Raw genomic sequence first — 13891 nt, 5'->3', positions numbered from 1 at the left:
GTTTTGTTTTTTATTTTATTTTCCAGTGCTTAAACGGTGTCACAACGGCAGTGGAATTGCTGTGACACCGATTGAACTTCAGTCTAAGTAGACCAAAGCATGAGTCTGAATCTGAATCGTGGAGATTTAATCTAGCCCCACCAAAGATTCACGAGTTAAGTCTTTGATTGTCTTTGCGCCTGTTAATGTCATCGCAACGCGCATCTCTTTGTCGTAAAGGTCGAGTAGGTTTTCAACACCTGCTTGTCCTTGCGCTGCTAATGCGTAAACGAAAGAACGGCCAAGCAAGGTGCAATCTGCGCCCAATGCCATCATTCGAACCACATCCAAGCCAGTACGAATGCCAGAGTCGACAAGAATCTTAGTGTCGCCTTTTACCGCGTCTGCAATTGCAGGTAATGCTTTAGCACTTGATAGAACACCATCAAGCTGGCGGCCGCCGTGGTTTGAAACCACAATGCCATCTGCGCCAAATCTCACGGCATCTTTTGCGTCTTCTTCATCAAGAATGCCTTTGATGACCATTGGGCCGTCCCAGAAATCACGGATCCACTCTAGGTCTTTCCATGAAATGGATGGGTCGAAGTTATCGCCCAACCAACCGATGTAGTCTTCCAGTTTGGTTGGTGAACCACGATAAGTAGAGATATTGCCAAGGTCGTGCGGTTTACCCAATAAGCCAACATCCACCGCCCAACTAGGATGACGCATAGATTGGAATACACGACGAACAGCGGCGTTTGGACCACTCATTCCGGAATGCATGTCACGGTAGCGAGCGCCGGGTACGGGCATATCTACCGTGAAGACCAATGTAGTCACGCCTGCTGCTTTTGCGCGTTCAAGAACGTTCTTCATGAAGCCGCGATCTTTTAGCACGTAAAGTTGGAACCACATTGGGCGCTCAATCTTAGGCGCGACTTCTTCAATCGGGCACACCGACACAGTCGACATGGTAAAAGGGATGCCTTTGTTGTCTGCGGCTTTGGCTGCTTGCACTTCACCACGTCGTGCGTACATGCCTGTTAGTCCAACCGGAGCTAAGGCAATCGGCATCGCTAGTTTTTCGCCAAACAATTCGGTTTCCAAATTGAGATCCGACATGTCATTAAGTACACGCTGCTTGAGTGCGATCTCTGCAAGGTCAGCCGTGTTGCGGCGTAGGGTATGTTCTCCGTAAGAACCGCCATCAATGTAGTGGAAAAGGAACGGTGGTAATTTCGCTTTTGCTGCGGCGCGGTAATCAGTCGATGCGGATATGATCATAATTTCAGTCCTAAATTCTTGGGATGTTGCCCTTCTATGAGAGCTTGGTTTGGGCTGCTTTAATTCTGAGAGTCAGTGTTTTGTCTTTCTTTAGCTTTGAAACAACTAAGCTTTGAAGCAACGAATCTATGAAGCAAATAAGTTGTGTAACTGCAAAGCGGGAAAATGGCGTTAATACCCGAGGGTGTTGATGTGCTCTAGTATCCATCCCGGAACTCATCAACTGTCTTATTAGACGGTGTCGCTGTCGGGGAATTGAGTATTAACGCCAAGTGCTTTTGGAACGACTTATGGCTTACATAAGTGCGTCTGTCATTTTGAATCCGTAGATAACCACTAGGCCGATGATGCCTGTCATTACCAAGTAGTAGAACGTTGGAATGATTGTCTTACGTAGGGTTGCACCTTCGCGTCCTAGCAAGCCAACGGTTGCTGATGCGGCTACCACGTTGTGAATCGCAATCATGTTACCTGCTGCTGCACCAACAGCTTGTAGAGCAACGACAACTGCACTAGAGATAGTCAGAGTTTGCGCTACTTCGAATTGGAACTGGCTGAACATCATATTTGAAACAGTGTTCGAACCTGCAATGAAGGCACCTAACGCTCCAACCGTTGCACTCAATGCCGGGAATGCACTGCCGACTAGGTCAGCTGCGAAGTTTGCCGTGGTTACTGGCATACTTGCTAAATCTGCACCGTTCACGCCAGAGTTAATGAAGATACGTACCATTGGGATGGTGAACACCAACACAAACCCTGCGCCAATCAGTGTTTTACTTGATTCACCGAACGCTTTCGCCAGTGGCGTTGCGCTGCGAGATTGCATCAGAACCGCAACCAGCGCGACGAAGACCAAGATACCGCCAGGTAGATACAGAGGTTGAATCGCTGTGCTTACGCCTGTCTCACCAAGGATGTTGCTGAAAGAAAGGCTAACGCTCTTAAGCAGGCCTTTGAACTCAGGGCTCACACGGCTAGCAACTAGAGTGACAGCGAGCAGCACGTAAGGTGCCCATGCCATCGCCATGCTCATTTTCTTATGACCTTTATCGTCATCTAGATCGATTTTCAAAGAGCCTAGCCATTCTGCTGGCCACTTATCTTCGCTTTCGAAATCCCATTTTGATTTAGGTACTAGGAAGCCACGTTTTGCTGCTGTTACAACAATAGCAAGGCCAACCAAACCACCAATCAGTGATGGGAACTCAGCGCCGAGGAAAACACCCGTTAGTGCGTAAGGAATGGTGAAAGCGGCACCTGCGAACAGTGCGAATGGCAGGATATCAAGACCTTCAGTCCAGCTTTTGTTCTTACCGAAGAAGCGAGTCAGCATCATCGCCATCAATACAGGAATCATCACACCAACGCAGGCGTGGATGATCGCTACACTTGACGTAATTTGCTGTAGATAAGCGTCCCATGTTGAACCATTTGCAATCAGGCTTTCACCAATGTTGTGCGTATCCAAACCTTTGTTTACGCCAACAATGATAGGTGTACCAACCGCGCCGAATGATACTGGCGTAGATTGAATCATCATACCCATCAGTACCGCGGCTAATGCTGGGAAGCCGATGGCAACCAACAATGGAGCGGCGATTGCAGCGGGTGTACCGAAGCCAGATGCACCTTCAATGAATGAACCAAAACACCAAGCGATGATGATCGCTTGTACACGACGGTCTGCTGATATGTCAGTAAAGCCGTTACGGATGGTGGTGATAGCTCCGGTGTGTTTCAAAGTGTTTAATAAGAAGATGGCGCCAAACACAATCCAGAGAACCGACACGGTTATGCCGAAGCCTTGGAATACTGAAGCTAACACGCGAGTGCTAGACATATCCCAAGCAAATAGGGCGATAGCAACGGTTAATGCAAATGCCACTGGCATCGCTTTTTTTGCTGGCCAGTTAAGGCCAACCAGCAGAATCGCTGCAACAACTATTGGCGAAAAGGCCAATAGAGCTAGTAGGGTTTCACTCATGGGTACTTCCTCGTACTTGTTTTCAAACGTTCATGTTTGAAGTGAATAACACGTTATTAGTTTTGTAGGTGTAATCTGAATCTCGAGGATTCAGTTGTTGTAATTAGAGTCGCTTTATTTGTAATCGATGTGATTGCAAAAGCTGTTTTTGTAATTGTTTTGTTAATTTGGCGTGAATTTACCCCTTTATTTTTTATTGATATAGGGAAATAATGAAAATAATTAATTCCAAAATTGGCATAATCAAATGCGAGCAGACGATTTGATCCTGTTTTCACAGGTAGTTGAACTGGGTAGTTTTAGTAAGGTGGCAGAACAAAATAACCTTACAAATTCGGTAGTTAGTAAGAGAATTGCACGTCTAGAGGAAGAGATTGGCGTGCAATTATTATATCGAACGACGCGTAAATTAACCCTGACCGAGGCGGGCAAGGCAATGTTACACAGCGCCAAAAATGTGAAGCAGGCGGCGCAAGAGGCTATGGACGCAGTTTCAGGCTTTGGTGAAAATGTCAGTGGTCATATCAAAATGTCAGTGCCTACTATCTCCGGAGATTTGATACTTGCAGACGCCGTTGCCGAGTTTTGTAATATGCACCCAGGTTTAACGGTCGATATGTCACTTAACAATCGCTTTGTCGACTTGGTTGATGATGGCCTTGATTTGGTTATTCGGACGGGTTATTTGGAAGATTCCAGTTTAATCGCTCGTCATATATTGGATTCGCAATGGGTGGTGTGTGCTTCTCCGTCTTATATCGCCAAGAACGGCAAGCCGATGCAACCCAAGGACTTGGTTGATCACAACTGCCTGCAATACGCCTATCAAACAACAGGTGCCAGTGAATGGCAGTTCCTGCATAGTAAAGACGGCTTTACTGATAACGATAAATACATCGTACGTGTTTCGGGCTCTTTCTCTACCGATAATGCGACGGCATTAAGAAAGGCGGCGTTGGGCGGTCATGGGGTTGCGTACGTGCCACGTTGTCTTGTTTATCACGATATTCGTAACGGCCAGCTGGTGGATATCTTTCCTGATTTGGTCGGGAAAAAACTTGGCATTTATGCGGTGTACCCGTTCACTCGTCAGCCACCTAACAAGATTAAGTTGTTGATTGAACACATCAGAACGCGTTACCTGACGATTTCACATTATTTTTAATAAGGATCACGATGAGCTATTCAACAGAGTATCAATATCCAATCACCAACAAACAGATCGTCAGCGATGATTATTTTGATCAAATAGTTGAAGACCCTTATCGCTGGCTAGAAGATGATCGAAGTGATGAAACCGCACAGTGGGTGGCGAGCCAAAATGAAGTGACGTTCGATTATCTTGCTCAGATCCCGTATCGCGCAGAACTGCGAGAGCGATTAGCGAAAGCGCAAGACTACAAAAAGAGCTCACAGCCGTTTGTGCGAGGCGACTACACCTACTTCTATAAGAATGATGGCCTGCAGAATCACAGTATTCTTTATCGTCAGAAAGAAGGGCAACAAGAAGAGGTTTTCTTAGATCCGAATACCTTCTCGGAAGATGGCACCACATCACTTGGCTCAGTGTCGTTTTCAAAAGATTACAGTTTAGTTGCGTACAGCATCTCCGAGGGCGGCAGCGACTGGCGCAAGATCTTTGTGATTGATGCCGAGACTAAACAGCAGCTTGAAGCCGAAATCACCGATGCGAAGTTCACCGGCATATCTTGGTTGGGTAATCGCGGCTTTTATTACTCTAGTTACGACAAGCCAGACGGCAGCCAGCTTTCTGCACGTACCGAACAGCACAAACTTTACTTCCATGAGTTGGGTGCCGAACAAGCCAGCGACAAAGTGATTTCTGGTGACAACAATACCGAGCAGCATCGCTATGTATCTGGCTACACCACTGAAGACGACCGCTACTTGGTCATCCTAGGACGAGAGTCGACATCGGGTAACAGACTGTTCTATATCGATTTAAATTCACCAGAACAATCGCTGAACACGTTGATTGATCATGTGGATAGCGATACTTACCTCATCGATAACCAAGACGAAGTCTTCATCTTATACACCAACCTCGATGCGCCAAACGGCAAGGTGGTGAGCTTTGATACTCGCAATCAACAGTGGCTCGATATCATCCCCGAAAAGCCACAGTCGTTAGATATCAGCACTGGTGGCGGTTACTTGTTTGCTCATTACATGGTCGATGTGGTGTCCAAGATTGAGCAGCTGGATTACCAAGGCAATCTGGTTCGTGAAATCCACTTACCTGATCTCGGAACGGCCAGTGGCTTGGGTGGTAAAAAAGAGCAAACCCAGCTTTATTACACCTTTACCAACTATGTTACGCCGCCAACCATTTTCTCGTTTGACGTTGAAGCTGGAAATTCAGAAATCTACCAACGCTCTGAGTCTCCGTTTGAATCGGATCAATTTGAGTCTAAACAAGTCTTCTATACCTCGAAGGATGGCACCAAGGTTCCGATGCTTATCTCTTATAAGAAGGGACTCGTGTTAGATGGCAATAACCCAACCATGCTGTACGCCTATGGTGGCTTCAATGTCAGCCTAACGCCTGCTTTCTCGTGCACGGTCGGCAGTTGGTTGGAGCTGGGTGGTGTGTATGCGGTGCCGAACCTGCGTGGCGGCGGTGAGTATGGTAAGGCGTGGCACAAAGCGGGCACACAACAACAGAAGCAGAATGTATTTGATGACTTCATTGCTGCAGCGGAGTTCTTGATTGAAGAAAATTACACCTGCAGTGATAAGTTAGCGATTCGCGGCGGTTCTAACGGTGGTTTGTTGGTTGGCGTGTGTATGACGCAAAGGCCTGAGCTGTTCAAAGTGGCTCTGCCTGCGGTCGGTGTGTTGGACATGCTGCGTTACCACACCTTCACGTCTGGTGAAGGCTGGGCGTACGACTACGGCACGTCAGCGCAGAATAAAGAGATGTTCGAATACTTACTTGGCTATTCTCCCGTTCACAATGTGGTGCGTGGCGTTGATTATCCGGCGACTCTTGTTACGACCGCTGATCACGATGACCGCGTGGTACCTGCTCACTCTTATAAGTTCATTGCAGAGCTGCAAGACAAGCATGAAGGTGGCGCGCCTGTGATGATTCGTATTGACGTAAATTCAGGGCATGGTGCTGGAATGCCATTGAGTAAAGCGATCGATCTCACCGCTGATATCTACGCATTTACCCTGTTTAATATGGGGGTAACAACTGAACAAATAAACGAATCATAAGTGGATAATTAGCCAAATTTCGCAGTATTACTTGGTACTTATTCATATTTGAGAAGGTAGATCACTAAAAGCGATTTTCCTGATCGGGTATCTGTGACGTCGTTTAAACAAATATAACTATCCTGTTGTTATCTCATCCTCCAGTGTGTGAATATTCTCATAAAGAAAGCGCTTTCTTTTTTTGGGGCGATATGTCAAGTCAATGAGGTTATGTATGGAAACAAAAGGTAAATTTAGACTATCTAATATCGCTATGTGCGTAGCGCTAGGTCTGGCATTAGTGGGTTGTGATAGTGATGATAACGATACGGTAGTAACGACGCCGTCACCTTCGGAAGAGTATGTTGCAGACCAAGGTTTCCATATATCGCCAACACAAGGTGTGTTTAGCGGTAAAGATGGAGAGCAGCCACAATTTGTTGTTCCAACGAATGCACACACACCGATTGTGACTTCTGATGTTGCGACACGAACAAGCTCAACACGAAATGTTGTACAGTTCACAACGGCTGACAATGCGGGCCTAGTTGCCGGCTTTGATTTAGGTAACCTAGCATTTAGCAGCCTTCCTGACGCATCTACCATCGAGTTCGACTTACGCATGGTAGGATCGGCTAATGTTGCATCATCGTCTGGTTCTATTGCGCAATACAGCGATACTGCGGCTAAATGGACATTTTTAGTTGAAGGGCAGGACTCTAGCGGCGCAGATATCATAGCGACAATGGATTTTGCCGCAGAGCCAACAGCAGAGTGGAGCCACTTTGTCTTTACAAAATCAGAGTTGTTGAAAAGCAACGCTGAACTTACCACTATCACGGCCATCAAGATGTACCCAAACACTGATGCAACCGTTTATAACGTTGATAACGTAGCGGTTTACCCTGAATATCGAGATTCGGAAGGGCCTCAGTTAACTCTTATTGGTGGTGCATCAATCACTCAGCTTAACTATCCAGATGCTGTTGATACTTTTGAAGACCCAGGTTATTCAGTAACAGATAATCAAGATGACACAACCGAAATCGTCGTTAAAAAGACCTATGGTGATTCAGGTGAAGTTGATGCAGATAAAAACGATACCTATCAGATCACTTACAGCGCAGTCGACACGACAGGTAACGTCGGTAAGCCTGTTACACGAACCGTCATTATTGAAGCGGCTCCTGATCTTGAAAATGATATAACGCCACCAGAATTAACATTGAATGGTGCATCAACGGTGCGTGTTGAGCTTGATGGTGAATATGTTGAGCTTGGTGCAACCGCGAATGATGACGTTGATGGTGAAATCAAAGATATTACTATTTCTGGTGATGTTGATGTTCATACCATTGGTAATTACACAATCACTTACACGGCAACTGACAGCTCAAACAATACTGGAACAGCAGAAAGAACTGTAACAGTCTATGAGTCAGTCGTATCCGAAAACCTGATCGTGAATGGTGACTTTTCTACTTCAATAGGTAGTGAATGGGTTCTTCAAGAAGGTGAGGGCAAACTAGAAATTGTAGAAGGCCAATTGGTTATTTCTGAGTTTACGCCTGGGGCAACATGGCAACCACGCTTCGTTCAATCTGGTGTCGAGCTAGAGCAAGGTCAGGCTTATATTGTGACTTTTGATGCAAAGGCGGGTGAGGCTCGAAATATCGTACTTCAGGTTGGACAACTGCTTACAACAGACCCTTGGTACCTTCCTGTAATGGATGACACAACGGTTGGTATCTCTACTGAAGTTGATAACTACAGTGTTCAATTTACAGCCAATGAAAATGCAGCGAAACCAGTCGATTTGATTTTCGCGATTGGTGGCGGTGCTGCCACGCCTATCACACTTGATAATATCTCAATCGAAGTGATTACTGCCGATATGATTGCGCCTGTGATTACTTTGACAGGCGGTGATGTACGTATGTCTGTCGGTGAAATATATGTCGAGTCTGGATATGTTGTTAACGACAACGTGGATGGTGACATTACAGCGTCTGTTGTTGTAACGGGTGATGATTTTAGCACTGCAGAAGTAGGAACTCACACTGTGACATACACAGTTGAGGATTCTGATGGCAATGAGTCTGTTGCTGAAAGAACGGTTTATGTGTTGTCTACAGAAGATGTCGACAACCTAGTCACGAATGGCGATTTCTCTTCAGGCCTTGACGGTTGGTTGCAGTTTGCAGGTGTCGACCCTGTCATTGTTGATGGCGCTGTAAAATACACAACGGGTGTATTGAAGCAAGAGCGCTTTGGTCAAGGTTCAGTTCAGCCAGGTGACCAGTTGGTCGTATCGCTTAAGATGAAGGGTGCATTCACTGAAGGTGGCGTATTCAAAGTTGGTTTACATACAGAATCTCCAGATGGTTCAGGTTTACCTGCTGAATCTAAATGGGAAGAGTACTGGTCGGTAAGTTCAGAATGGACAGAGGTAGAGATCCCATGGACTCTAGGCCAGCATGCAGATTCAATTTCAATTGAATTGCTTGTAGCAGGTCCTCCAGGACAAGAAATCTACCTAGACGACATCGTAATAAAACCAGCAACATTCTAACTGCTCTATAAACCTAGCCTCTTGATGACTTCTCAAGAGGCTAATTTAATTAACAACATCAATTAACACTATTAATTAAAAACACGAGTTTATATTAAAGCTGATTTTTCTTGTAGGAAGAGGCTTTACTATACGTTAGCGTGACCAATATTCACTTGTAATCAAATACTGACAATCATGAGTACCTCGGAGATAAAGTTCATGGACAGAGACAATTTATTAGACGTTCAGAATAGGCTAGCCCCAATTAGCAGACAAGCTGCTGCGGAAGGCATTGTGTTATTGAAAAATGATGAAGCAGTATTGCCCATTAAACACAGTGATAACTTGGCTGTATTTGGTCGTTGTCAGTTAGATACTTACCGCAGTGGTACGGGATCGGGTGGGGCGGTTAACGTTAGATATGCAGTCTCGATCATCAAAGGATTTCAAGACAATGACACGATTCATCTGAACGAGAACTTAGCCGAACGTTATCGACAATGGGTCAAGGAAAATCCGTTTGATGATGGCGGAGGTGGTTGGGCAGCTGAGCCTTGGTATCAAGAAGAAATGTTACTCAGTGATGAAGATGTGGCTCTTGCTTCAACGGAATCGAATAAAGCGGTTTTTATTGTTGGTCGAACCGCGGGTGAAGATCAAGATAATGCTGACCTTCCTGGCAGTTATAAAATGACTGACATCGAAATGAGCATGCTGAAGAAGGTTACCCAGCATTTCTCTGAAGTCATTGTTGTAATGAATACCACTAATGTGATGGATATGTCTTGGTTGGTGACACTTGAAAATCGTCACGTTATTAAGTCAGTACTCTATTGCTGGGCTTCAGGTATGGAGGGAGGGCATGCTTTAGCTGATGTTTTATCGGGTAATATCTCTCCTTCAGGAAAGATGACCGATACAATAGCCTACGATTTGTGCGAATACCCTTCTTCCGCTAATTTTGGACGCTCAGACTACAACTGTTATGCCGAGGATATTTACGTTGGGTATCGGTATTTTGAGACTTTTAAGCCTAGCGCTGTTCAGTTTGAATTCGGATTTGGTTTGTCCTATACCCGTTTCCAACAAGATCTAGTCGGTTTTGACATTGTAGGGCAAGTTCAAAATTCAGTAGTGCGAGTTTCTGTGAAGGTCACCAATATCGGGGAGCTTTACGCAGGAAAAGACGTCGTTCAAGTGTATTTAGAAGCGCCGCAAGGAAAACTGGGTAAACCGGCTCGTTCGCTTGTTGGCTTTGTCAAAACCTCAGAACTCAATCCAGGAGCATCTGAAACCCATACTATTTCTATCCCTGCTCGTGATTTAGCATCATATGACGACAGCGGTGTCACGGGCCACAAAAGCTGTTATGTATTGGAACCCGGCGACTATTACTTCCATATTGGGGCAAGTGTTCGTGACACAGCGAAACTAGCGCATAGGTATCATGTATCCTCGCTTATTGTGACGCAAGAGTGCCAAGAAGCGTTAGCCCCTTCACGTTCATTTGAACGAATGAAGCCTAAAGGCTGTTCTGATGGCCAATATGATGTCGCTTTTGAGCCCGTTCCTCAGCGCAGCGTCTCTTTGTTAGACCGAATTGAATCCAATTTACCGCAGGAATTAGCGATAACGGGAGATATTGGAGTAAAGCTGCAAGACGTAAAATCTGGCGAGGCAGCGCTAGATCAGTTTGTGGCTCAACTATCGTTACCACAGCTAGCGACCATTGTTCGTGGTGAAGGCATGTGTAGCCCGAAAGTCGCTCCCGGTACTGCCGCCGCATTTGGTGGAATATCAGATGATTTGACCGATTTTGGGATCCCCGCTGTCGCAGCCGCTGACGGCCCTTCTGGTATTCGTATGGACAGTGGTCACCAGGCGACACAGGTCCCAATTGGCACACTACTAGGTTGTACTTGGAACCCACAATTAAACGAACAATTGTTTTACTGGATTGGTAAAGAGCTGTGCGCGTATCAAATAGATACACTGCTAGGTCCGGGCATAAATATTCATCGACACCCTTTAAATGGCCGAAACTTTGAATACTTTTCAGAGGACCCATACCTCACAGGTACCATCGCGGTCGCGCAAGTTAGCGGGTTAAAACAAGCGAGTGTTACTGGTACGCTCAAGCATTTTGCAGCAAATGACCAAGAAACAGGGCGAATGGATGTAGACAGCGTTATGTCTGAACGCGCAATCAGAGAAGTCCACATTAAGCCGTTTGAAATGGCCGTGAAATATGGGGGCGCGACAACCATCATGACTTGCTACAACCCTGTTAACGGTCATTGGGGGGCGTCAAATTATGACCTTAATACAAGCGTGTTACGTAATGAATGGGGTTTTAAAGGCATTGTTATGACCGATTGGTGGGCGAAAATGAATCACCCCGTCGACGGTGGGGGTGAGGATAAAGTACACACCTCTTACATGATCCGAGCTCAGAACGATCTTTACATGGTTGTGGATAATGATGGTGCAGCCACGAATGTAGCAGGAGACGATACCCTGACGGCGATAGAGCAGGGTACGCTGACGCTTGGTGAATTGCAGAGAAGCGTCATGAATATTTGTCGCTTTATTTTGGATTCGCCTGCAATGGATCGCCCAGTTGAGCGCTATAAAGCGGTAAAAGCGGTGAACCCTTTTCATGAGTACTTCGGAAGCAATGCTATTACGGTAGATGCAATACCGCCACTGAATACAAACAGTAATACGAGCTTTGTTATTGAGGTTGCCACACCGGCGACTTATCAAATCGCAGCAAGCATGAGCTACGACAGGCCATCATTGGCGCAGTCCTCTTGTGCTTTAAGTTTGAATGATGAGTTTTGTATGTCTCTGTCTGTCCATGGGACTGATGGGGAACTTGTGAATATTGAAGGTTCTAAACTGTACTTGGTGCAAGGTTACTATCACGTGTGTATTGACTTTGTTAAAGCAGGGGCAACAGTGCACGAGTTAGAGCTTCGAAAATGTTGATGGTTTAAGTTGGTTTAAGTAAATTGAAATGATTGATATGCAGCGTCTAACTAACGCTGCATATTTTTTGTCTATATAAGGGGGGTATTCAAGTTTTCATGTGACGGAAATCACGTTAGGTAATCACAAAGTGACCGCTACTTTGTGATTCAAAGTAGTACGTATGATAAATTGAAAGCGCTTTCAAAATTAATAGATTTTAAGTTGAATTATGTCGAACACAAATAAACATACCAAAAAATTAACCTTAGCCGCACTTTGTAGCAGTGCATTGATTGCTGGTTGTAACAGCGGTACTGACTCACCAAGTACTCCAACACCACCAGATGTAAATGGTTGGGCAATGGTGTGGAGTGATGAATTTTCAGGTGCTGAGATCGATAGAACCAAATGGGGTTACGAAGTCAACTGCTGGGGAGGCGGTAATGGAGAACAGCAATGCTATACCGACCGTGCAGATAACTCATACTTAGATGACGGCAAGCTTTATATCCTTGCAAAACAAGAAACATTCACAGGGCCCAATAACCCTGAAGGGGATTGGAGCGACACTACGACGTTACCATATACCTCAGCACGCCTGCGTACGATGAACAAAGGTGATTGGAAGTATGGTCGTTTTGAAATCAGAGCGAAACTTCCATACGGGCAAGGTACGTGGCCAGCGATCTGGATGTTGCCGACAGATTATGTTTACGGGGGGTGGGCTGCTTCTGGTGAGATCGACATTGTTGAAGCTGTGAATTTGAAGGCTCCTTCAGATGCTGGTGGGTTAATAGGTGGCACTCCTGAAAGACGTGTATATGGAACACTTCATTACGGCGCTGCTTGGCCGAATAATGTTGAATCGGGCGAAGAGTATTATATGCCGGATAACGTCAACCCTGCGGATGATTTCCACACTTATGCCTTAGAGTGGGAGAAAGATGAGATTCGTTGGTATGTTGATGATGTCCACTATGCGACTCAGCGCTCAAGTGGTTGGTATAGTCAATATACCGAGAATGGCCAAGTGGTTATAGGTGAAGAGGACGCACCTTATAATCAGAAGTTTCATTTACTGCTTAATCTAGCGGTTGGTGGTGCTTGGGCTGGTAACACGAATGATAAGGGTATTGATAACTCTGTTATGCCACAAACAATGGTTGTAGATTATGTTCGTGTATACGAATGTGGTTCGAATACCTCGACTGGTCAAGGTTGTGCTTCAATTTCACCTGATGCGGTGCTTGTACCCGGACATTCAGCGCCATAGATATTAGGGGGTGTACGATCCTCAGTTTCACTTTTGTTCGTGAATCATAGAAATAAAATTATTAAAGAAAATGGTGTAGTTTAGGAATAAGCTACACCATTTTTTATCCCACCTATTTGCTCTGCTTCCTTTCTTTCTTAAGCCTCTTAAACCCTGTCTTCATTTTTACACCATCGTGGCTAACCGTTACCTGTAGTGGCATCGTTGATTTAGCACTCTTTATAGATGACTTATTCGCGCTGCGAAAGTGCATTTCACATATGAGAGGGAGCTTTGCTTTAGCAAATAATGTATGGTCCGCCCCGTTATTGCAACTACAATTGAGTAATAACGGAGTTGGTTTGCGCTAATGTATTCGGAGTCTTGGTTGGGAGCATTAGCTTCCCAGCTCCACGATGATATCCGCGCCAGATTATCCTTAAAAAGCCCAAAGCATTGATTGCTATTTTTTGTGTCAGGTTCTTAATCTGGCCGATTGACCGTTTTTGTCATCACGTTCATTGGCGTTGCAAACTTGGTTATAGCTATGTATGGTCCGCCCCGTTATTGCAACTACAATTGAGTAATAACGGAGTTGGTTTGCGCTAATGTATTCGGAGTCTTGGTTGGGAGCATT

At 45.4% G+C, this 13891-nt stretch carries 6 protein-coding genes and 1 pseudogene; 5 read left to right on the top strand and 2 right to left on the bottom strand.

Going from position 1 to position 13891, the window contains the following annotated elements; translation table 11 throughout:
- Positions 1–126: 126 nt before the first annotated feature.
- Entirely contained in the window at positions 127–1266 is a 1140-nt protein-coding gene (gene lldD / locus OQJ75_RS07950) for an FMN-dependent L-lactate dehydrogenase LldD (RefSeq protein WP_102478988.1), read from the bottom strand.
- Positions 1267–1561: 295 nt separating this feature from the next.
- Positions 1562–3253, bottom strand: a complete 1692-nt coding sequence (locus OQJ75_RS07945) for an L-lactate permease (RefSeq protein ID WP_265972594.1) — start codon at positions 3251–3253, stop codon at positions 1562–1564.
- 247 nt (positions 3254–3500) lie between these two features.
- On the opposite strand from OQJ75_RS07945, the gene OQJ75_RS07940 reads away from it, so the two are divergent.
- From OQJ75_RS07940 to OQJ75_RS07920, 5 genes and pseudogenes are all read left to right on the top strand, one after another.
- Positions 3501–4418: a LysR family transcriptional regulator gene (locus OQJ75_RS07940; protein ID WP_017075317.1), complete on the top strand. Its 918-nt coding sequence runs from the start codon at positions 3501–3503 to the stop codon at positions 4416–4418.
- 11 nt (positions 4419–4429) lie between these two features.
- The gene (locus OQJ75_RS07935) at positions 4430–6496 is read left to right on the top strand and encodes a prolyl oligopeptidase family serine peptidase (protein WP_265972597.1); all 2067 of its coding nucleotides are present in this window, start codon (positions 4430–4432) and stop codon (positions 6494–6496) included.
- Positions 6497–6710: 214 nt separating this feature from the next.
- Positions 6711–9047 carry an immunoglobulin-like domain-containing protein gene (locus OQJ75_RS07930; protein WP_265972598.1) on the top strand — a complete coding sequence of 779 codons (2337 nt, stop codon included), beginning with the start codon at positions 6711–6713 and terminating at the stop codon, positions 9045–9047.
- 201 nt (positions 9048–9248) lie between these two features.
- Entirely contained in the window at positions 9249–12020 is a 2772-nt protein-coding gene (locus OQJ75_RS07925) for a glycoside hydrolase family 3 protein (protein ID WP_265972599.1), read from the top strand.
- A 211-nt stretch (positions 12021–12231) separates the two neighbouring features.
- Positions 12232–13272, top strand: a pseudogene (locus OQJ75_RS07920) (family 16 glycosylhydrolase); the annotation flags it as partial.
- Positions 13273–13891 lie beyond the last annotated feature (619 nt).

The organism is Vibrio sp. 14G-20 (assembly GCF_026241515.1).
Lineage (GTDB): Bacteria > Pseudomonadota > Gammaproteobacteria > Enterobacterales > Vibrionaceae > Vibrio.
This window is presented reverse-complemented; position numbering and strand designations above follow the sequence as displayed.

Bases quoted from the DNA above. Each gene is read 5' to 3' on its own strand.
- lldD (WP_102478988.1), bottom strand. From the start codon at position 1,266: ATGATCATATCCGCATCGACTGATTACCGCGCCGCAGCAAAAGCGAAA.
- OQJ75_RS07945 (WP_265972594.1), bottom strand. From the start codon at position 3,253: ATGAGTGAAACCCTACTAGCTCTATTGGCCTTTTCGCCAATAGTTGTT.
- OQJ75_RS07925 (WP_265972599.1), top strand. From the start codon at position 9,249: ATGGACAGAGACAATTTATTAGACGTTCAGAATAGGCTAGCCCCAATT.
- OQJ75_RS07935 (WP_265972597.1), top strand. From the start codon at position 4,430: ATGAGCTATTCAACAGAGTATCAATATCCAATCACCAACAAACAGATC.
- OQJ75_RS07930 (WP_265972598.1), top strand. From the start codon at position 6,711: ATGGAAACAAAAGGTAAATTTAGACTATCTAATATCGCTATGTGCGTA.
- OQJ75_RS07940 (WP_017075317.1), top strand. From the start codon at position 3,501: ATGCGAGCAGACGATTTGATCCTGTTTTCACAGGTAGTTGAACTGGGT.